Below are 20,760 nucleotides of genomic sequence, written 5' to 3' on the forward strand. Positions count from 1 at the left end.
TTATTTCTCCTCCATTTCTTTATACTTATTCAACAAAGCAAGTAATTTGGTTTTTCCTGCCAACTTTAACTTTTTCAATTCCTTGACTTCCAGTTCTTCTTCTGGAGTCAAGTAGGGTTTGCTCTCAAACTTTTCTAGCTTTTTTTCATACTCTACATGATCTTCCCATAGAGCCTTTAATTCAGGATCTTCTTCACTATATTTAGCAATTAATTCCAATTCATATTGTTCCATGTTTACCTCCTACAATAAATTTAATAGTTTTTGCCAATTAACTTCTTCTGCTTTTATCCAAATCAATTTTTCCCTACTGGTTTCTCCTTGCACCAGTTTTAACGCACTTTTTTTTACTCCCAAAGACTTACTTAAAAATTCTAGTAAACACTCATTGGCCTTGTTCTCTACAGGAGGAGCATTAACTCGAATTTTTAACTTTCCTTCTACAACTCCACTAATTTCTGTTTTCTTGGCCTTGGGTTGCGCCCAAACACTTAAATACCAGCCACCTTTACTAGCTTTGCGTACGAATTCAGGAATCATTTTACTATAAACTTTACTTTTTCCTCTATAGTATCAAAACTATCATCTTCACCAAGTTTATCCAAAAGTTTTAAGTGCCCTTCAATAAGAGATCTTAGCTCTACTTCAAATCTATTTTTTTGCCTCTTTAATTCTGTAATATCGGCATGAATCTGGGATAATCTTTTATGAGCTTTGTTTAATATCTCTTCAGCTTTATTTTGAGCTTCTTCTATAATATTTTTAGCCTGTTTATGAGCATTGGCTTTAACATCCTCTACCATCTTTTGAGTGGTAATAAGAGTATTTTGCAGTATCTTTTCTCTTCCTTTATAATCAGATACACTTTTTTCTAATTCATCTATTTTAGACTTTAATACAGCATTTTCCTCTGTTAATTTCCCTATTTGCTCAGCAAGTTCTTGTAATAAAAAATCTACTTCTTCTTTTTTATACCCAAAGATAGATTTACTAAATTTATGATGGAGTATATCTACTTTACTTTTAGACATAACCTACTCCTAAGTTAAAGACATGGATAATTGAAACAAAGATTTTACCAGAAATACCTTTAAAAACTGAATTACTAATAAAACCACAACCGGGGAAAGGTCTAGCCCTCCAATATAGGTAAAGGGCAACCACTTTCTTACCCTGTAAAAAACAGGTTCAGTCAAGCTATGCAAAATGCGCACAATGGGGTTATAAGGGTCTGGATTTACCCAGGAAAGTAGCGCAGAAATAATCACCACCCAAAAATATAAGGTCAACAAGGTATCAATAACACTAGCTAAAGCTTGTAGTAAATTACTTAGGATAAACATCTTTAACTCCCTTTTAACAAATTTTTTTTCTTTTTAAAAGCAAAAATTGGCGCAGAGAATAAAAATCAGGAATTAACATTTCAGCTTGCAGACCAGGATTTTTATAACTCCAAAAAGGCACTCCTGCCCTTTTGGCGCACTCTTCATCAACCTTGGAATCTCCAATATAGGCCACTTCTTTTGGTTCCAATTTCCAGATACTTAAAATAAGAAACAAACTTTCAGGATAGGGTTTGGGAAAGGCCAACTTGTCTGCAGTGATTACCGGGAAAAAATAATGATTCAACCCAAAGACCTCTAAAATAGGAAGCATGGTATTAGTTCTATTGGTATTTATGGCCAATTTAAATCCACATTGCCTTAAATCACTTAAAAGCTCAACCAGGCCCGGCTCCATTTTTAAATAAGGATAAAGCTTACTATAATCTATTTTTTTCCTTATCTCTTCTATTCTAGGCCAAAACTCTGGAGGAAGTATTTTTTTAAAGGAATTATGCACTGAGTGCATGTGCACATATTCTTCTTCCTCTAAGCTTAGAGGAGGAAGACCAAACATCTCCTTGACCCAATTATAATATTTTATATTTACATCTTTAGAGTCAAACAAAACTCCATCGCAATCAAAAATAATCCCCTTAATTTCTCCTTTAAGCTTAGCCAATGGATTACAAATAAACAAATAGCCCTCCCTGTTTAAGCTTCTGGAAAAAGTTGTGCTGCCATTTCCCGTAATTTGTACTTTTGAATTTTACCACTAGCAGTCAGAGGGTATTCTTTTACAAAAGCTATATATTTAGGTATCTTATATCTGGCAATACGCCCTCGACAAAAATCTCGCACATCTTCGGGAGTGAGCTCATATCCTTCCTTGGGTATAATAAAAGCTCCCACTTCTTCTCCATATTTCTTGCTGGGTACTCCTACCACCTGAACATCTTTAATCCCTTCCATATTATATAAAAATTCCTCTATTTCCCTAGGATAAATATTTTCTCCTCCTCTGATAATCATATCCTTTAATCTTCCAGTAATACTTAAGTATCCTTCTTCGTCCATCACTCCCAGGTCTCCAGAATGCAACCACCCTTCTTCATCAATAGCAGCCCTGGTAGCTTCAGGCATATTGTAATAACCTTTCATCACATTATAACCACGACAACATACTTCTCCCTGAACTCCAGGAGGCACTGGCTTATTGGTTTCTGGGTCCACCACTCTCACCTCTATTTCAGGCATGGCCTTACCCACTGTTTCCACTCTTTTTTCAATGGGGTCATCCACTCTGGTCTGGGTCATTACGGGTGAAGCCTCAGTTAAACCATAACAGATGGTAATCTCCTTCATATTCATCTTTTCCATAACCTGACGCATTACTTTAATGGGACAAGGAGACCCAGCCATAATCCCGGTTCTTAAAGAACTAAAGTCAAACTTGGAAAAACTTCTATGCTCCAAAACAGCAATAAACATGGTGGAAACGCCATAAAGGGCTGTGCATTTTTCTGCTTCAATAGAGGCCATCACCAGGTAAGGATTAAAAGTTTCCAGGATAACCAGAGTAGAACCATGAGAGCAAGCAGCTAGTACTCCCAAAACACAACCAAAACAGTGAAACAAAGGAACAGGTAAACAAATCTTGTCCTCTGGCCCCAGCCTTTGGTTTTCTCCTATCCAGTAGCCATTATTCACAATATTATAGTGAGTAAGCATAACTCCCTTGGGAAAACCTGTGGTCCCTGAAGTATACTGCATATTTACCACATCGTGAGGAGAAAGGCTTTTTTGCCTGGCTTTATAATCTGCCTCACTAATGAGCCTACCCATGGACAGCACTTCGGGTAATGTGTACATGCCTCGATGCTTTTCCTGGCCTAAAAAGAAGACGCGTTTTAAATGAGGAAAATCCTTGCTCTTTAAAAATCCCCTCTCCTGGGTTTTAAGTTCTGGGACCAAATCATAAATAGTCTGCACATAGTCTGTATCTCTAAACCCATCAATTAAAAAGATGTTTTCTGCTTCAGATTGCCTAAGTAAATAGGCTAATTCATCTCTCTTGTAATAGGTATTTACAGTTAGCAAAATAGCTCCAATCTTAGCTGTAGCAAATTGTAAAGCCACCCAATAAGGCACATTGGTAGCCCAAATAGCCACCTTTTCTCCCTTTTGCACTCCCAGGGCCATCAATCCCTTGGCTAAATTATCTACCAGTTCAGAAAACTCCCTATAAGTAAGCCTAAAATCTCTATCTACATAAACCACAAAGTCATTATCTGGATATTTTTCTGTAGTCTCATCCAAAAGCTGACCAATGGTAATCTCACGCAAAGGTTTATCCCACATTTAGTAAAAATCCTCCTTTAATTTTCTGGAAAATAAAGAACTGCATAAATGGATGCTGGCTTATCTCCTTTACAAGACAAATAATGAGGAACTATAGAGTTATAATAAACACTATCACCTTCCTTTAAAATATAGGTCTCCTGGCCATAAATAAGCTCTATTTCTCCAGAATGAACTACAATAAATTCTTCTCCTTCATGGGAAGAAAGCTTTTTCTCAGTAGAAGATTCAGGCAATATTTCCACAAAAAAAGGTTCCATATGCCTGTCGCTTTTTCCCTTACCCAAAGAGTAAAAACGCAGACTGGTTGGTTTATTCTTACCCTTTAAAATGGTAAGCTCTTCACTTCTTTCTTCCAGCCTTATAATCAAAGGATCCTGACTTATAGTATCATCTAAAAAAGTACCCAATCTGGTACCCAAGGCTCTGGCAATCTTTAGTAAAGGACCTAGAGAAGGATATATATTCTCTTCTTCTACAGCTCTTAAAAAATCTTCATCCAGTCCAGTTCTGGTTGAGAGTTCTGCAAGGGTTATATCTTCCATCTCTCTAAACTTCTTAATACGCTGTCCAATTTTTTCCTTTGTCATTACACTGCCTCCTCTCTATCTTTTAACTTTTTGTAATAAACAAATTTACTGTTTTTATATTCTCCAGAATATGCAAAATAGTTATTTTCTTCTTTTTCTTTTCTCCACTCCACACCTTTACTTTTAAGCTCTTCAAATACACTCTCATCACTAACAATAAAACCAGCTTGTGGAGCAAAAAACTTAAAAGCTGGAAAAACTAGTTCTGCTTTTAACTCATATCTACCAGTAAGGTCATTAAAAAATAATTTTTTACTTAAGTTAAGTTCTTCTTCTACTCCCATAATATCTCTAATAGATGCTAATTTTTCATCCAAACTTTTTTCCAGATTTATTATTTCCATTATTCTTTCTTCATAGGCATAATATAAAATTAGCAACATATGATACTTACGATTTTCTTCTAGCGATTTTGTATTTTCCTTGGACTTATCTCTGGCCAGGAGCTCACTTTTTATACTTAGCACTCCTTCAGGCTCCAGGGGGCTGTTTTGTTGTAATAAGTAAGCTTTCATATCTTTTATATCTTTAAACTGTGCACCAAATTCCAAACAAAAATTCAAATAAGCTCTGGCCTCCTTAGGGGAAAAATAAAGATTAGAGGGAGTAAAAACCTGCGTCTTTGGTTCTAAAAAACCAATATTTAAAATCTTCCCCCTTTCCCTTAATTGAGGGTCAATATACTCTTCATGCAAATAAGGAAAAAACAACCACTTATCCATACCAACTCCTTCTAGCCTTCTTCAGCCAGGGTATAATGCTTACACTTTCCCTTACATTTAGGTAATTCATATAAACAGGTATAACCATACAAATAACGACAAAAATTTTCCTCTCCTTCTACAAAGTGAGGACATTTTTTGATTTCTTCATAACGGGTATTGCTTTTTTTGGTCCAAATCTTTTCGACCTTTTCTAGCTCCAAGCCAAAAACTTCAGCCTTATCCAAAAGCTGGTCATATTCTTCTTCCCATTTCAACAAGATAGTACATTGAAAGGACTGATTGTATCCTGGATTTAAGACTTCTGGGTAGATACAGAAACCAAGCCGATAAAAGACACAGTTTTTTGCCGGAAGGTAGTGAATTTTAACCATAAAAATTTAATAAATTCCCACTTAGGAGATATTTTTAGCTACAATTTTTCTTATATACCCAGAATCTCCCTATTTGCCAAGAATTATCTTTTAGCTCTTTGCCCAGGCAAAGCTTAGCTGAAAAAAATTCATCTATTTGACAAAAACACGGGCCTGGTTTATGAAGGTCTGTCTCACACTTTCACCAAAAACTCAACTAAAAGGGGTAGAAAGGAGCATGGCATATCTGGAAATACGTAATGTAAACAAATGGTTTGGCAACTTTCATGTTCTCAAAAACATCAATGAAACAGTGGAAAAAGGTGAAGTTTTGGTTATTTGTGGACCTAGTGGTTCAGGGAAAAGCACCTTGATTCGCTGTGTTAACAGGTTGGAGGAAATTGATAAGGGAGAAATCCTTTTTGAAGGAAAAAGCATTCATGAGCCTTCTGTGGATATAAACAACTTACGGGCTGAAATAGGAATAGTTTTTCAGCAATTTAACCTTTACCCACATTTAACAGTATTAAAAAACATTACCCTGGCTCCCATTAAGGTAAGAAAAATGCCTAAAGACCAGGCTGAAAGCATTGCCTTAGAGCTTCTGGAAAGGGTAGGTATTAAAGACCAGGCCCATAAATATCCAGCAGAACTTTCTGGCGGTCAACAGCAAAGGGTAGCCATTGCCAGAGCTTTGGCCATGAAGCCTAAAGTAATGCTCTTTGATGAACCCACTTCAGCTCTAGATCCAGAAATGATTAATGAAGTTTTAAATGTTATGAAAGACCTGGCTAGAGATGGAATGACCATGCTCTGTGTTACCCATGAAATGGGCTTTGCCAGAGAAGTGGCTGACAGGGTAATTTTCATGGATCAAGGAGAAATTTTGGAAAGAGGTACTCCAGAACATTTCTTTACCAATCCCACTCATGAACGTACAAAGGCCTTTTTAAAGGAAATATTATAAATAAAAAAGGAGGAGGTTTTTTATGAAGAGATTTTTAACCGGCCTAATGTTTGTTTTGGCCACAGTAATGCTTTTGTCCAGCCTGGCTTTCGCGGGAAAACTGGAAGAAATCAAAGCTAGAGGCAAACTCATTGCTGGCGTAAAGGACGCTGTTGTACCCTTTGGTTTCGTGGATGAAAACACCAATCAACTGGTGGGTTTTGATGTGGATATCTGTAGGTATATTGCCAATAAGTTAGGAGTGGAACTGGAATTAAAGCCTGTAACCTCTGCTACTCGTATTCCCATGCTTACCCAAGGCTCTGTAGATCTAGTTGCAGCTACCATGACCCACAAGTTCTCCAGAGATGACACCATTGATTTTTCCATTACCTATTTTATGGATGGCCAAAAAATCCTGGTAAAGAAAAATTCTGGGATCAAGTCTGTAGCTGATCTGGCTGGGAAAAAAGTAGGTACAGCCAAAGGTTCTACCTCTGAAAAAAACATCAAGGAAGCTCAGCCCAAGTGTATTGTGCTTTCCTTTGAAGGTTATCCTCAGGCTTTCTTGGCCCTTCAACAGGGCAAAGTGGCTGCTGTAACCACAGATTCCACTATCTTGCTTGGTTTAAAAAACAGTGCTCCCAATCCTGATGACTATGTCATTGTAGGCGACTACATTTCTTCCGAACCCTATGGCATTGGTCTTCCTGAAAATGACTCTGATTTTAGAGACTTTGTAAACAGAGCCCTGGTTGATATGTGGAACAGTGGTGAATATCAAAAAATATACAACAAATGGTTTGGTCCTCAAACTAAATACTATCTTCCTCTAACCTGGAAGATGGAAGTTTGGCCTTATTAAAAGCTAACTATACAGGGAGTTTGGGTAAATCCCAAACTCCTTTTTTCTAAAAAATCCTGTAAAGAGGTGCGAACTTGAACTATCAGTTTGATTGGAAGTTGGTTTTAACAGGTGAATATGGCCAGTGGTTGATAGATGGTCTTATTGTAACCTTAAAGATCTCGGCAGTATCTATATTCTTTTCCTTAATCGTAGGGACCATCATTGCTGTGTTTAGACTTTCCAAAGTAAAACCCTTAGAATGGTTTAGTCTTGCTTATACTGAATTTTTCAGAAATACTCCCTTATTGGTCCAAATATTTTTCTGGTATTTTGGCTCAGATGCTGTTTTACCCAAAGCGGTAAATGAATGGCTATACCAGCAAGACTTTGAATTTGCTGCGGGAGTAATTGCCCTCACAGTTTATACCTCTGCCTTTATTGCAGAGGAAATTCGTTCTGGAATTAACTCCATTCCCAAAAATCAATTAGAAGCTTCCAGGGCTTGTGGGCTTAGTTTTATTCAAGCTATGTCTTATGTAATTTTACCTCAAGCCTTTAGAATAATCATTCCTCCCCTAATCTCACAATTCTTAAATTTGACTAAAAACTCTTCTCTAGTCATGACCATTGGTGTAATGGAACTTACTTACATGGCTAGACAGATAGAGTCTTATACATTTCATGGATTTGAAGCCTTTACTGCAGCTACTGTAATTTATATTGCCATTTCTTTAACTATTTCTCTATTGGTCAATTTATATAACAAACACTTTTTACGTAACTTAAAATACTAGATTCAAGAGAGGTAGACAGTGCACTGGGAAGTTGTATGGAATAACATGGACTATTTTTTAATAGGAGCCTACCCAGAAGGACCTCTGGGTGGTCTGGCGATGGGAATTTTACTGGCCATTGGTGGTATTTTTGGTGCTTTTTGGCTGGGACTTTTCTTTGGACTAATGCGCATCTCCTCTAAACCCTGGCTCAAATATCCAGCCATGGTTTATATTGAAATAGTTAGAGGAACCCCTCTTTTAATGGTTATATTCTGGTTTTACTTCTTAGCGCCCATACTCCTGGGACACACCTTGCCTGAGGCCACAAGTGCGCTCATCAGTTTTATTGTTTTTACCAGTGCTTATATTGCAGAAATCGTAAGGGCTGGCATCCTGGCTTTACCCAAAGGACAAATGGAAGCTGCAAGAGGTACAGGGCTTAACCATTTTCAGGCCATGCGTTATATTATTTTACCTCAGGCCTTAAGAAATATGATTCCTTCTTTTGTCAATCAATTCGTAAGCCTTACCAAAGACACCTCTTTGGCTTATATTATTGGGGTAAATGAATTAACCAGGGCTGCAACCCAGGTAAACAACAGGACCCTGATTGCACCTACAGAAATTTTTCTAACCATTGCTGTGCTTTACTTTATTGTCTGTTATGTTCTAACCTCTTTTAGCAGACGTCTAGAAAAACACTTAGCCAGATACCAGGCCCGTGGAAGATAAATTTTTAGGACTTATCCTCTCCTTTCCCAAGTCCCTATTAGAGCCTTTAGAGGGACTTCTCTACCTACTGGTTCCATGGGGATGGGAAGAACTGGAGTCCACTTCTCTGGAAGAGCAAAAAGTTCAAATTTTTTTCACCACTCCTCAGGAATTGGAAGAAACAGTCTCTTTTCTTAAAAGCAAATTCCCTCAAATAAAAACTGAAACCTTTTTACTTCCCAAACAGGATTGGTTAGAAAACTGGAAAAAATTTTTTACTCCCATTCAAATAGAAAACACCTTTGAAATTCTACCTACCTGGGAAAAATCAAAAAGCAATCTTTTGCCTCTTTTTATATATCCAGAAATGGCCTTTGGTACAGGACATCACCCCACAACCTATCTTTGTCTAAAGGTCATAGCTCAACTACATCAAAATAACTTATTAACTTCCAAAGACACCTTTTTAGATGTAGGAACTGGCTCTGGGATTTTGGGTATAGCCTGTGCTAAATTGGGCCTTACCGGAATAGGCCTGGATATAGACCCTCATGCCATTAACAATGCCAGACACAATATAAAATTAAACCAGGTGCAAGATTCCTTTTCTCTAGAGCTGGGCTCCTTAAAAAAATTAAATATTCCTCAAAAATTTTCTTTAATTTTAGCCAATATCCTAGCTACTCCTCTAATCAAAATGAGAGAAGAAATACTTAAACACCTTCAAGCACAAGGCAAATTGATTCTTTCTGGAATATTAAAAGAACAAGCTTCCAAGGTAAAAGAAGCTTACTTACAATCAGGACTTAAACTAACAAAAGAGTTTAATTCTAAGGAATGGGTAGCCTTGCTCTTTTCCTATGACTAAACAAGAAAAACTTCTTCAAATCTATTCCACCCTCTACTCTGCCCTGGGACCAAGTTATTGGTGGCCTGGAAACAGTGCCTTTGAAATCGCTCTTGGGGCCATTCTGACCCAAAATACCAACTGGAACAATGTGGAAAAGGCCATTCTCAACCTTAAAAAGGAAAATCTTTTAGATGAAAAAAAACTTTTTCTTCTTTCAGAAGAAAAATTGGCCAACTTAATTAGACCAGCTGGGTTTTACCGCCTAAAAACCAAAAGGATTAAAAACTTCCTACACTTCTTAAACCAAGAAGCCAACTTAAACCTAATGGCTTTAAAGAAAAAAGACCTTGCCGAACTAAGACCAAAACTTTTATCCATCAAAGGTATTGGGCCTGAAACTGCAGATAGTATCCTGCTCTATGCCCTGGAAAAACCTATCTTTGTAGTGGATGCGTATACTAAAAGACTTTTAAATAGACACGGACTGGTTCCAGAAGAAACTTCTTATGAAGAAGTACAGGACTTATTCATGACTAATCTTGAGCCAAATGTAGAACTATACAACGAATATCATGCTCTTATCGTTAGAGCAGTAAAAAGATGGTGCCATAAAAAAAATCCTAAGTGCGACCAATGTCCTTTAAAAAATATCTTCTAATCTTATCATACTTATCCCTAGCAATCTTCTTAACCTTTTCTCTTGGTTTTGGCTCTATAAGTGAAATAAAACAAAAGATAGAAAATTATAAAAAGAAAATAAGAGAAGAAAAAAAAGTATTAAATTTACTTAGTAAAGAAGAAAGAAAGTCTGTACTAGAAATAACTAAAATTGATAATCAAATTATAGAAATAGAAAAAAAAGTAGAAGAAGAAGAAAAAATACTTGAAAAAATAAAAAATAAAGAAAAAAAGTTAATGAATGACTATAAAATAGTTGCTAAAAACAAAGAAAAAGTTAAAAAAGAACTGGAAAATATTTTAAATAATTTTTGGCCTATATATTTAAAACAAAAAGATAGTAGTATTCTTGACTATAAAAATGAAGAGGAATACAAGTTAAAAAGTAAATGGTTAGAAATAATTTTAAGTAAAATAAATGAAAAATATAAAACTTTTTCTTATTACAGTGAACAGTTAACCCTGAAACTGCTAGAAATTCAGGATACAATTTCTAAAAAAGAAAAACAACTTGCCCGTATTAACCAGGAAAAAGACTCCCTTCTGGCTAAAAAACTGGAATTCCTCAAAAAGATAGAAGAAATGCGCTTATTTAAACTCAAACAGGAAGAGCGCATTCAAGAAGTTTTGTCTATTGTAGAAGAGCTGAACTATAAATTTTTAATGCTCACCAGTAAAGACTTTGCCAAAGCCAAAGGAAAACTTCTTTGGCCTGCTCAAGGAAAAATAAAAATAAATTTTAACCTAAGAAAAAAACCACCTCAACGAGGCATAGGAATAGCTTTAAAAAAGGATGAGCCTGTTCGTGCAGTGTTCTGGGGTAAAGTAGTGCATAACGATCTTTTAAGAGGTTTTGGTAGGGTTATTATTATTTCTCATGGTAAAGGATATTATACTCTTTACAGCTTTTTATCTCAGAGTTTAGTTAGACTGGGACAGGAAGTAGAGCAAGGAGAAATAATTGGACTTTGCGGTTTTTACCCTCAAATAAAGAATTATGGCCTTTACTTTGAATTGCGTTTTAAACAAAAACCAGTTAATCCTTTGAAGTGGCTTAAGCATATTTTTTAGGAGGATATCCATGTCTCGTTTTATTTCCTTACTAGCAATAATAGGTTTGTGGGTTCTTCTTCCTCAATCCCAGTTGTTAGCAAAAACTTATTCTGATTATGAGGCCTTAAAACAGTTTAGCCAGGTCTTAAATCTGGTGGAACAAAACTATGTAGAGCCTAAAACCCGTCAAGAACTCCTGAAGGGGGCTATAAAGGGCATGCTAGAACAGCTAGACCCCCATTCTTCCTATATTGAAGCAGATGAACTCAAATCCATGCAAGAGGATTTTTCTGGTAAATTTAGTGGCATTGGTATTCAAATTGGCATGAAAGATAAAAGACTAGTAGTTATTGCTCCCATTGAAGACACTCCAGCCTACAAAGCTGGTTTAAAAGCTGGAGATATTATTTTGGAAATAGATGGAGAATCCACTCAAGGCATAAGCCTTATGGATGCGGTAAAAAAAATTAGAGGACCTAAAGGCAAACCAGTTACTCTTACTATTTTGCATAAGGACGCAGAAAAACCAGAAAAAATTACCATTGTCCGAGATACTATACCCATTCATACTGTAAAAACTCTGGAACTGGAACCAGGTTATGTCTATGTACGGATAACAGATTTTAAAGCCACTACTTCTAAAGAAATTCTAAATTCTTTAAAAAAATACAAAAATATAAAAGGCATGATTTTAGACCTGCGCAACAATCCTGGAGGACTTTTAGATCAGGCCATTAAAGTCTCTGATATCTTCCTATCCAAAGGACTTATAGTTTATACTCAGGGAAGACACAAAGAACAAAAAACAGAGTTTTTTGCCCATAAAGACCCTACAGATGTGACTGCTCCCTTGGTAGTGCTGGTCAATGCTGGTTCTGCTTCTGCCTCTGAAATCGTAGCTGGCGCTCTTAAAGACCAAAAAAGGGCTTTACTCCTTGGTGAAAAGACTTTTGGCAAGGGCTCGGTGCAAACCATTATTCCCCTTTCTGACGGCTCAGCCATAAAACTAACCATCGCCCTGTATTACACACCTTCTGGAGTCTCCATTCAAGCCGATGGTATTGAACCAGATTTAGAGATACCCTATCAGGAATTAAGTCCAGAAGAAGAAAAAATGCTTAGAGAAAAAGACCTTAGCCAGCATCTAAAAAACCCAACTCACCCAGAAGAAAATTCAAAAAAGAAAATAAATGGGGAAGCCCAAAAAATGCTCTCCAAAGACAATCAACTAAAAATCGCCTTAGAAGTGGTAAAAAAACTTCCTTTGCTAAAAAAAATAAGCTTCTCTGAATAAAGCAGAGGGATAATTCCCTCTGCTTTTTTTATCCTCATGGCCAAGAAAAAGAAAACTCGCAAAAAAACCCAAAGAAAAAAACATTCTTTTAGCTTGATTCTACTCTCTCTCCTTCTATTTGTATTAGCTATATCTCTATATAAAGCATATCAATACCTAGACCTTCCTCCTAAAAAATATAGTTTTTCCCAAAAACAAAAAATAAATACTACTCCCACTAACATAAAAAATACTCCTCAAAATAATCATCTGGAATATGAAGAAGAAGTAAAAAATGATTTTATTTTAAAATTAAAAGAAGTAGATTTAATTATTATACAGAGTTTGTATACAAATCATGGACAAAAAGTAAAAATAACCAGTCATAATTATAAAGATAGATATCTGGATAATATATCTTTTAAACTACAAGAACTTTCTCTTTATGTTTCGAATCCTGCAAAATTTATATCTAATCTTAAAAAAAACATCAAAAAGCTAACTCCTTTTGCTAGTATAAGAAAAGTTGAACCTCAAACCTATTATCTTACAATTAACAACATTTTAACCCATATTATTTATTTAGAAGAATACCTACCAAAAACAGTTACCCAGGGTAAATTAGTTATTGTTATCGACGATATGGGTAGAAGTGTGCCTTTAGCCAATAAACTACTGTCTTTACCTCTTAAACTTACCTTTTCTTTTTTACCTTATGCTCCTCATAGTAGAGAAATAGCCACTAAAACCCATTTAAAAAACCAGGGAGTGATGCTTCATCTGCCCATGGAGCCCCAAGGCTATCCCCAAAAAGCCAACCCTGGGCCTGGTGCTCTCTTTACCTTTATGGACTTAATGGGCATTGAACAAACCTGCTTACAAGATTTAGCAAAAGTGCCCTATGTGAAAGGAGTAAACAATCACATGGGATCAAGGTTTACGGAATATAAACCTGGAATGAAAAAAGTATTTTCCATACTTAAAAGAAAAAATCTATTTTTCTTAGATAGCCTTACCACGCCTAAAAGTGTTACAACACTTCTGGCCCAACAAATGGGAATAAAACTACTCAAAAGGGATATTTTTCTGGATAATGTTCAGGATGAAAAAAGTATTCTTTTCCAGTTAAAAAAGGCTGAGGCTCTGGCTTTAAAAAAAGGAACAGCTATTGCCATTGGCCATCCTTATGAAGAAACCTTTAAAGCCCTGCAAAAATGGTCTCAAGAAAAATCTCCCCAGGTTAAAACAATCCTGGTAGAAGAGCTACTTTAGACTCTTTTTTATCCTTGCCTATTTAAAGTTTAAACTGTAGAAGAAGAAAAATTTTTAGGGAGGTTAACTTAGAATGGTTGAAAGGACTTTATCCATTATCAAACCTGATGCTACTGCCCGCAACCTTACAGGTGAAATTCTCAAAATGATTGAAGAAGCAGGTCTAAAAATAGTAGCTTTAAAAAAAATCAAATTAACCAAAGAGCAAGCTGAAGGATTTTATCAAGTGCACAAGGACAAACCCTTTTTTGACAGTTTGACTGATTTTATGACCTCTGGCCCTGTGGTTGTCTCTGTCTTAGAAGGTGAAAACGCCATTGAAAAGTACAGAAAGCTCATGGGAGCAACCAACCCTGCCAAGGCAGAAGAAGGCACTATCCGCAAAAAATTCGCCCTGGATATTGAAAAAAATTCTGTGCACGGCTCTGATTCCAAGGAAAATGCTGAAATAGAAATAAACTATTTTTTCAATAAGTTAGAAATAGTAGGTTAGACAATGAAAACCAAAATAGGTTTTATTGGTGCTGGAAATATGGGAGGAGCCCTAATTAAAGGGCTCTCTGCCCAAAAACAATTTATCCTCAATGTTTATGAGCTGGATAGTCAAAAAATTGAAAACTTAAGCCAAGAAGCAGATTTTCTTATTGCTGAAAGCGTTCAAGAACTCAGTAAAAATTCAGATTACATTATCCTGGCTGTAAAGCCTCAACACATCAGTTCAGTTATAAATCAAATACTTCCTCAACTGGGAAGTAGAAAATGCCTTATATCCATTGCTGCTGGAATAAAGTTAGAATCTCTAGCCCAGTTTAGTCAAAACCTCTGTCCTCTGGTAAGGGTTATGCCCAATACTCCAGCCCTTATAGGCAAAGGAGTTTTTGCCCTCTGCTTTGACCATCCAGAGCTCACTTCTGAACAAAAAGAAACTGTTCTCTCTATCTTTTCTTCCCTGGGCAAAACCTATGTGCTGGAAGAAAAGTTATTTGATGGCTTTACAGCTATGATTGGTTCTGGCCCAGCCTTTGTTTTTCTCATCCTGGAAAGCTTTGTCCAGGCAGGAATTACCCTTGGGTTTACTGCCAGGCAAAGTAAAGAAATGGCCTTAGCCCTCTTTGAAGGGTCTGTAGAGTTAGCCCAAAAAGAAACTCTTACCTTAAGTGAACTCAAAGAAATGGTTTCTTCTCCAGCAGGGACTACTATTTATGGACTAAACAAAATGGAGGAAAAAGGCCTGCGCACTGCCATCTTAGAAGGCATTTTAGCCAGTTTTAAGCGTAGTAAAGAGCTTTAAAAAACTACAGACAGGGCCAGATAATTACTCATAGTTAAAGTGGAATAAAAAACCATTCCAGAAAATAACGCCACTACCAACCACCACTTTAAATAAGTTCTAAACATCTTTATAACCTCCTGTTTAATTAAAACTTTCTTTGCTTATTCACCCTCTTTGTTACCTTTTTTTGACAAAAATGTTTTTTTCAAAAAAACCTAAAGTTTTAAAAAAAGCTGTCGATAGAAAGGTAGAAGAGGAGAAATATGACCATAAATCCTTACAATAAAAATCTGATTAAGATTTATGTCAAAGAGCTAAATCAGGGCAGGAGGATTGCACGCCTAAAGCGTATTCTCAGGCAAATGGGAGAAGATACCATATCTATCTCGCCAGAAGCCAAACGTCGACAAATGGTGGAAAAAATCTCCAGAGAAATTATTGAAAATCTTTTAACTTCAGAAAGCGAAAATCCTATAGTTTTAGAAATAAAAGCCGATTTAGAAAAAGAAGTGGGTATGCCTTTAATTTTTAAATACCCACCACCCAATGGAGATGACTTGCACATTTTAAAAAAGACAGCTAAGGGTTTAGAAGAATTAACTCCTCAAGAGAAGGAACAAATTTTGCAGAAATTATGGCAAATTACCATCAATAAAGTAAACAAGACCATGCTCTAAACCAGGAGAAGAGGTTATGGAAATAAAAAATGTTTTAGATAAAGTAAAAGCCTTTGAGCAAGAACAAATAGAAAAACAAAAAAAATCCTCATCTCCCAAAAAGTCCAGTTCTACTGCAGATAAAGTCTCCCTTTCCCAAGAAGCAAAACTCTATGCCAAAGCCCTAAATGTAGCTCGCCAAAGCCCAGAAGAACGCAGTGAAAAAATAGCTGCCCTAAAAGAACAGATAGCCAACAACACCTACCAACCTGATGCACAAAAGATAGCTGAGAAACTGGTAAAAGAAGAATTAGATCTGTGGAGCTAAAGAAGTTTTTTTGTAAGTAAAGTCTTTTAATTTTAAATGCCTACAAAGCTTAGGGTCAGCCAAAGCAATCTGTAAACCCAGGCGAGCCTTTTTATTTATAACAATAGGACCACTAAAATTTAAAGTTGTTTCTTCTGGTTCACCAGGAGGGATATTAACTGTTACCAAAACTACTATATCTTCCCTTTTCTTTATCTTTAAAATCTTTTCTTCGATAGAATTCAAACTAAAACTAAAGTTAGTATCAAATAAAAAAGGGTCTGTTACAATTAATCCCAAACGGCTATTTTTTATATTCTGCAAAAGGAAAAAAGGTGAATCATCTTTTATTTGAAGTAAAACAAACTCTTGATAGTTTTCAAAACCAATAAGTCCTCTGGGAAAAGTAATTATTTTATCCTTTTCGAGAACTACTTTACCAACTCTAGAAGATATAATTATTTTGTTTTCCATAAATCTAAAACCTTATAAAAGTCTTCCTTGTTATTTAAAAGAGAATTTTTATTTTCTTCTTTAATTTTTAAATATATCTCTTCTCTAAAAACAGTTATTTCTTCTGGCACATCTATGCCCAACTTCACAGTTTTACCCTTACACTCTAAAACAGTGACTTTTATCTTATCTCCAATAAAAAAACTTTCACTTTTTTTTCTAGATAATATTAACATAACAATTAAATATAATTAAGCAGATTCATTCTCATTATCATAGCAGAAGACTTCAAAACAGCTTGATATACTATTTGCTGATTGCTAAGCTCTGTCATAAGTTCTGCAACATCCACATCTTCTATATTACTAAGCCTCTCTTTTTCATTCAAAGAAAGACCAGAAAGAATAGTGTCTGCAACTTCCAAACGATTTTCCCTGGCTCCCACAGAAGCCAGCTGGGTAGAAATATGTTTTAAACTTGCACTTAAATTTTCCAGACTTTCCTGAATTCCATCCTGGTTATTGGTTTCTAAGAAACCAATAAATTTACCCACTGTTTCAAATAAATTTTTTCCTTCTCCATCAAACACAGCACTGCCTTCAAAAATACCTCCAAAGATATCCTTGCCTATATTATTGATTTGTACCTTTTCACTGGCTGAAATTTCCAATTCTATTTTGGCCCGAGCAGGCCTGATTAACAATTGATCACCTGCAGTTAAGTTGCTGCTAGCATTTACTTCAATTCTTCCTTCAGGTAAAAGCAAGGTGGTATTATCTGTAGTATGCCCAGTATCCCAGGAAACTCCTCCATCTGTAGAATAGGAATAAGTAACAGTGCTTCCACTAATGTCATCAATTCTAACCATTACATCTCTGGAAAACTCTCCAAATACACTGGCAGTTAAAGCAGTATTTTGGGTATAAAAATCCAGTTCAATATCTTCTTCACTATCTCCCAGATACTCTGCGCTGGGCCTTATCCATAGCCAGGTCCCAGAAGTATCATTATAATCAGTGGCAGAATTAGCTGTTACTGTATAACCAGCACTAAAATCTACTTGTACTCCAGCCACATTAAGGGTAGTATTACCCGCAGCTAAAGTTCCTGTATTCCAGGTTTCTCCACCATCAGTAGAGTATCTATAGTTTAAGGTATCTGTTCCTACTACTCCACTATCTAAAAATTGAACTAAAACAGTTTGTGAATTGCTTCCATTAATATTATTTATATAATTTTCTACATCATCATCCTGATTGGAAGTAATCCATAATACTTCTTGAAAGGCATTAGTCGTAATTTTATGCCCGGAAAAAATAGTCTTGCCTTCATATTCAGTATTGGACAAATTCAATAACTGGCTGAAAAGCTGTCTTCCTTCATAGGAAAGGGCTAATCTTTGATCTTTAGTCAAAGTACCTGTAGCAGATTGCTCTGCTATCTCTTTTAATCTTGTTAAAATGGTATTTACTTGCATCAAAGTTTCATCAGCTAGGTTTAACCATCCCTTGGCAGTATCAATATTCTTTGCATATTGCTCCAGAGCCGATATGGAATCTCGATAGTTTAAAACTCTTGTCATTCCCACAGGATCATCTGAAGGTACATTGATTTTTTTCTGAGAAGAAGCCTTTTTATTCAACTCCATTAATTTTGAAGTGGAATAATTCATCTGGTTTATAAAGTTTGTATATAAATCTCTTTGAGAAACTCGCATACCTTCCTCTCTATAAAAAAATTATTTTATACTAAGCAAAACCTGTACCATCTCATTGGCTGCTTGAATCAATTTAGCTGCAGCAGTGTAAGAGTTTTGAAATTTAATCAAATTACTCATCTCTTCATCCATATTTACGCCAGATATCTCTTCCTGTCTACTATTTAAATCATCAGCCAATACTTTATTGTAGTTATAGTTATAATTTGTCATTTCAGTGTCAGCACCAACATTCCCAACCAAATTGTTATAATATTCCTGAATGGTCTGAGAAGTTGTTCCATCTATTGTTGTATATATTTTTACATCTTTGTTTCCAAGTTCAGCAATACTTAAAGCTATATAATTATCTCCTGTGTTTACTTCTCCATCTCCATTCACATGTCCACTATTTATATAGCTAATATTGCTATGAACAAAATCATTTATTTTTAAGGAATTCGCATCCTCACCAGCAAAAAAAGAGTTAAGCCCTAAGGCAGCTAAAAGGCCAGAACTATCCTCACCAAAGGCAAAAGAATAACTATCTCTTCTCTGAATAAAAAGCTTGTTGTCCACAATAGAAGCTGTAACATAAGTGCCAAAAGTATTGTTTATAGCATCCCGCACATCCTCTAAACTGTGAGAACTGGGATCAAAATTTTGGATTCCAGCAGTGCCTGAGTCAAAATCTAAAGGCCCATCATTTACTAAATTGCCACTACTATCATAGATAAAGAGGGAAAAATTACCTGTTTGTAATTTGCTGCCAAAGGTTAAACCAGAAGCAGCACTACCCAGGGCAACACTGGTATTGGTTACTTCATAACTTCCTTGATTATAAGTAAATTTTTCCAATCCAGCTCCCTGAGAATGGATTCTATTTACTTCCCAGGCCAGGGATTTGGCCAGAGCATCTAATTTTTCCTGATACTTGCCCACATAAGCATCTCGAAATAAAAAATAACCAGCAATACTTCCTCCAATAAGTCTACGTTCGTTTAAAGAACCATCAGGAAGCTGTTGGGGAGTAATATTCATAAAACTGGAAGCATTTTCATACCAATATAGGCCTGTTTTAGGGATAATGGTAAATTTATCTCCTGCAGACAAATTAGTAGTAGCAGCGCTTTGAGGATCACTGGCACTGCCAAACCAGATTTTTAAATCTCCATTGGGCAAAGTAATTCTATTATTGTAGGCATCTGCAGCAAAAACCAGATCATTGCCGTCTTCATCTTTCAGAAAGGTTTTTCCTCCATCAATAGACACTTTAAACTGAGCTGTACCATCTGCCGCTCCACCAGTTGTTATGACAATAGTATATTCATAATTGGAACTACCCTCATAATAAATACTATCCGTAAAGGCTGAACCACTGGTTAAAGAAGTAATAGTTTTAGCAGTTTCAAATTTAAGTTCAAAATAAGAATCTCCATCCACCAGGGTATGTCCACCTTTTGTGGTTATAATAACATTCCCCAGGCCATTATCAATATAATTAATATCTATCTTTTCTGCTAATTCTCTGACCAGAGCATCTCTTTTATCTCTTAATTCATTGGCATTATTTTTTCCTGGCTCTTCGTGAATGGTAATCTCAGTGTTTAAGCTAGCTATCTCCTTTAAAATCTCATTAACCCTATCCACATCTTGCCCAATAAAGTCATCCATCTGCAATTCAAAATTATTTAAATCTGTAGAGGTAAGGTGAAGCGCATTAATAAGATTTTGGGTATGACCCAAAAGAGCAGTACGCACGCTACTATCTTCAGGGCGCTGGCTTAATTCCTGCCAATCAGCAAAAAACTGAGCTAAAACTTGGTTTATACCACTATCTTCAGACTCTTTAAAAAGTATTTCCACATTCTTTAAGGCTTCATATAACTTGGAATACATTTCCCTTTGAGAAGCTCTGGTATTGTATTGATCCTCTACAAACTGATCAAAATGCCTGATTACTTCTTTAGCCCTAACTCCAGTGCCCAACTGCCCTGGAGCATAGTCAATGGCTAGAGCTTCTTCCAGACGTACTTCTTGTCTTCTATAGCCAGGAGTATTGGCATTGGCTATGTTATTGCCAATTACTTCTATTGCTGATTGATTGGCAAAAAGGGCCTGCCTTGCAATGTCCAGGATAGAATTTATTCCAGGCATTAAAAACTACTCCTGAGTTTTCTCACATTGTCAATTCCTTGAACCTTTCCTCCCGCATTATAAATGGCATTATCTCTATTACTATCTTTAATTTTCTTTTGTAAAAAAGTAAGTAAATCAACTGTTTGTCTGGCTAAGGCAAAAGCCAGGTCACTATTGCGCTTGCTTGCCAAATGTATTTTATGTTGCTTTTCTTCCAGACTTTTCCACAAAAAAGCCTCTTCCCCTTGAGGATAAGTGGCAAAAAAATCATTTAAACCAAGAGAATTATCTCTTTGAATCCTTTCCTTAAGAAAAAATTTTTCTTTTTCCAGTTGTTCCAATAAAAGCTGAATAGAAGCTTCCAGAGAGGAAATTTTCTCCACTTCTCTACTCTTTAAAGCGGAAAATTCTTCCTCTAGTAAATTTAGCAATAACTCCATGGCCTTGTTTAATCTTTGCAAAGTCTCTTTTAACATCTTTTT

Annotated in this window: 27 protein-coding genes; 13 read left to right on the forward strand and 14 right to left on the reverse strand. The window is 35.9% G+C overall.

Annotated elements, in window-relative coordinates; all coding sequences use genetic code 11:
- The 9 genes from ACTCIM_RS01280 to ACTCIM_RS01320 are packed head-to-tail and all read right to left on the reverse strand — an operon-like array spanning position 1 to position 5,369.
- Entirely contained in the window at positions 1 to 234 is a 234-nt protein-coding gene (locus tag ACTCIM_RS01280) for a DUF465 domain-containing protein (protein WP_029966271.1), read from the reverse strand.
- A gap of 9 nt (positions 235 to 243) precedes the next feature.
- On the reverse strand, positions 244 to 540 hold the full coding sequence (locus tag ACTCIM_RS01285) for a DUF167 domain-containing protein (RefSeq protein WP_029966279.1): 297 nt from the start codon (positions 538 to 540) through the stop codon (positions 244 to 246).
- A complete protein-coding gene (locus ACTCIM_RS01290; protein ID WP_029966281.1) occupies positions 537 to 1,031 on the reverse strand; it encodes a DivIVA domain-containing protein in 495 nt (164 codons plus the stop codon). Before ACTCIM_RS01290 ends, ACTCIM_RS01285 begins: the two co-directional genes overlap by 4 nt.
- Before the next feature lie 9 nt (positions 1,032 to 1,040).
- Positions 1,041 to 1,343 carry a YggT family protein gene (locus ACTCIM_RS01295; RefSeq protein WP_029966288.1) on the reverse strand — a complete coding sequence of 101 codons (303 nt, stop codon included), beginning with the start codon at positions 1,341 to 1,343 and terminating at the stop codon, positions 1,041 to 1,043.
- Between the two features lie 13 nt (positions 1,344 to 1,356).
- A complete protein-coding gene (locus ACTCIM_RS01300; protein WP_472313412.1) occupies positions 1,357 to 2,022 on the reverse strand; it encodes an HAD family hydrolase in 666 nt (221 codons plus the stop codon).
- Between the two features lie 14 nt (positions 2,023 to 2,036).
- Entirely contained in the window at positions 2,037 to 3,683 is a 1,647-nt protein-coding gene (locus ACTCIM_RS01305; protein WP_472313415.1) for an AMP-binding protein, read from the reverse strand.
- Between the two features lie 17 nt (positions 3,684 to 3,700).
- Positions 3,701 to 4,273 carry a helix-turn-helix domain-containing protein gene (locus ACTCIM_RS01310; RefSeq protein WP_029966296.1) on the reverse strand — a complete coding sequence of 191 codons (573 nt, stop codon included), beginning with the start codon at positions 4,271 to 4,273 and terminating at the stop codon, positions 3,701 to 3,703.
- Complete coding sequence (locus tag ACTCIM_RS01315) at positions 4,273 to 4,995, reverse strand: hypothetical protein (RefSeq protein ID WP_464279894.1); 723 nt, start codon at positions 4,993 to 4,995, stop codon at positions 4,273 to 4,275. Before ACTCIM_RS01315 ends, ACTCIM_RS01310 begins: the two co-directional genes overlap by 1 nt.
- 11 nt (positions 4,996 to 5,006) lie before the next feature.
- Positions 5,007 to 5,369 carry a hypothetical protein gene (locus ACTCIM_RS01320; RefSeq protein WP_464279895.1) on the reverse strand — a complete coding sequence of 121 codons (363 nt, stop codon included), beginning with the start codon at positions 5,367 to 5,369 and terminating at the stop codon, positions 5,007 to 5,009.
- Between the two features lie 217 nt (positions 5,370 to 5,586).
- Between ACTCIM_RS01320 and ACTCIM_RS01325 the strand changes: the two genes are divergently transcribed.
- From ACTCIM_RS01325 to flgM, 13 genes are all read left to right on the forward strand, one after another.
- Entirely contained in the window at positions 5,587 to 6,315 is a 729-nt protein-coding gene (locus ACTCIM_RS01325) for an amino acid ABC transporter ATP-binding protein (RefSeq protein WP_464279896.1), read from the forward strand.
- Positions 6,316 to 6,337: 22 nt separating this feature from the next.
- Complete coding sequence (locus ACTCIM_RS01330; protein WP_464279897.1) at positions 6,338 to 7,159, forward strand: ABC transporter substrate-binding protein; 822 nt, start codon at positions 6,338 to 6,340, stop codon at positions 7,157 to 7,159.
- A 74-nt stretch (positions 7,160 to 7,233) separates the two neighbouring features.
- Positions 7,234 to 7,935 carry an amino acid ABC transporter permease gene (locus ACTCIM_RS01335; RefSeq protein WP_464279898.1) on the forward strand — a complete coding sequence of 234 codons (702 nt, stop codon included), beginning with the start codon at positions 7,234 to 7,236 and terminating at the stop codon, positions 7,933 to 7,935.
- 18 nt (positions 7,936 to 7,953) lie between these two features.
- Positions 7,954 to 8,649: an amino acid ABC transporter permease gene (locus tag ACTCIM_RS01340; RefSeq protein ID WP_464279899.1), complete on the forward strand. Its 696-nt coding sequence runs from the start codon at positions 7,954 to 7,956 to the stop codon at positions 8,647 to 8,649.
- Positions 8,639 to 9,496, forward strand: a complete 858-nt coding sequence (prmA, locus tag ACTCIM_RS01345; RefSeq protein ID WP_464279900.1) for a 50S ribosomal protein L11 methyltransferase — start codon at positions 8,639 to 8,641, stop codon at positions 9,494 to 9,496. Before ACTCIM_RS01340 ends, prmA begins: the two co-directional genes overlap by 11 nt.
- Positions 9,489 to 10,136 carry an endonuclease III domain-containing protein gene (locus ACTCIM_RS01350; protein WP_464279901.1) on the forward strand — a complete coding sequence of 216 codons (648 nt, stop codon included), beginning with the start codon at positions 9,489 to 9,491 and terminating at the stop codon, positions 10,134 to 10,136. The genes prmA and ACTCIM_RS01350 overlap by 8 nt, the downstream gene beginning before the upstream one ends.
- Positions 10,112 to 11,227 carry a peptidoglycan DD-metalloendopeptidase family protein gene (locus ACTCIM_RS01355; protein WP_029968907.1) on the forward strand — a complete coding sequence of 372 codons (1,116 nt, stop codon included), beginning with the start codon at positions 10,112 to 10,114 and terminating at the stop codon, positions 11,225 to 11,227. Before ACTCIM_RS01350 ends, ACTCIM_RS01355 begins: the two co-directional genes overlap by 25 nt.
- Before the next feature lie 10 nt (positions 11,228 to 11,237).
- Positions 11,238 to 12,503: a S41 family peptidase gene (locus ACTCIM_RS01360; protein ID WP_464279903.1), complete on the forward strand. Its 1,266-nt coding sequence runs from the start codon at positions 11,238 to 11,240 to the stop codon at positions 12,501 to 12,503.
- Between the two features lie 36 nt (positions 12,504 to 12,539).
- On the forward strand, positions 12,540 to 13,754 hold the full coding sequence (locus tag ACTCIM_RS01365) for a divergent polysaccharide deacetylase family protein (protein WP_472313418.1): 1,215 nt from the start codon (positions 12,540 to 12,542) through the stop codon (positions 13,752 to 13,754).
- A gap of 73 nt (positions 13,755 to 13,827) precedes the next feature.
- The gene (gene ndk, locus ACTCIM_RS01370; RefSeq protein WP_464279904.1) at positions 13,828 to 14,247 is read left to right on the forward strand and encodes a nucleoside-diphosphate kinase; all 420 of its coding nucleotides are present in this window, start codon (positions 13,828 to 13,830) and stop codon (positions 14,245 to 14,247) included.
- Between the two features lie 3 nt (positions 14,248 to 14,250).
- Positions 14,251 to 15,045: a pyrroline-5-carboxylate reductase gene (gene proC / locus ACTCIM_RS01375; protein WP_472313421.1), complete on the forward strand. Its 795-nt coding sequence runs from the start codon at positions 14,251 to 14,253 to the stop codon at positions 15,043 to 15,045.
- Between the two features lie 245 nt (positions 15,046 to 15,290).
- On the forward strand, positions 15,291 to 15,704 hold the full coding sequence (locus ACTCIM_RS01380) for a DVU0524 family FlgM-associated protein (protein ID WP_472313423.1): 414 nt from the start codon (positions 15,291 to 15,293) through the stop codon (positions 15,702 to 15,704).
- 16 nt (positions 15,705 to 15,720) lie between these two features.
- Complete coding sequence (flgM, locus tag ACTCIM_RS01385) at positions 15,721 to 16,011, forward strand: flagellar biosynthesis anti-sigma factor FlgM (RefSeq protein WP_029968930.1); 291 nt, start codon at positions 15,721 to 15,723, stop codon at positions 16,009 to 16,011.
- Here the strand turns inward: flgM and fliW are convergent.
- The 5 genes from fliW to flgN are packed head-to-tail and all read right to left on the reverse strand — an operon-like array spanning position 15,994 to position 20,754.
- On the reverse strand, positions 15,994 to 16,464 hold the full coding sequence (gene fliW, locus ACTCIM_RS01390; protein ID WP_472313427.1) for a flagellar assembly protein FliW: 471 nt from the start codon (positions 16,462 to 16,464) through the stop codon (positions 15,994 to 15,996). The two genes, flgM and fliW, sit on opposite strands and share 18 nt — an antisense overlap.
- On the reverse strand, positions 16,449 to 16,679 hold the full coding sequence (gene csrA / locus ACTCIM_RS01395) for a carbon storage regulator CsrA (protein WP_029968935.1): 231 nt from the start codon (positions 16,677 to 16,679) through the stop codon (positions 16,449 to 16,451). Before csrA ends, fliW begins: the two co-directional genes overlap by 16 nt.
- A 5-nt stretch (positions 16,680 to 16,684) precedes the next feature.
- Positions 16,685 to 18,160 carry a flagellar hook-associated protein FlgL gene (gene flgL, locus ACTCIM_RS01400; protein ID WP_472313429.1) on the reverse strand — a complete coding sequence of 492 codons (1,476 nt, stop codon included), beginning with the start codon at positions 18,158 to 18,160 and terminating at the stop codon, positions 16,685 to 16,687.
- 21 nt (positions 18,161 to 18,181) lie between these two features.
- Positions 18,182 to 20,296 (reverse strand): flagellar hook-associated protein FlgK, encoded by a 2,115-nt coding sequence (flgK, locus tag ACTCIM_RS01405; RefSeq protein WP_472313431.1) that lies wholly within the window; start codon positions 20,294 to 20,296, stop codon positions 18,182 to 18,184.
- A complete protein-coding gene (gene flgN, locus ACTCIM_RS01410) occupies positions 20,296 to 20,754 on the reverse strand; it encodes a flagellar export chaperone FlgN (protein ID WP_472313434.1) in 459 nt (152 codons plus the stop codon). The genes flgK and flgN overlap by 1 nt, the downstream gene beginning before the upstream one ends.
- Between the last annotated feature and the right edge of the window lie 6 nt (positions 20,755 to 20,760).

The organism is Desulfonauticus sp. (genome assembly GCF_055126295.1).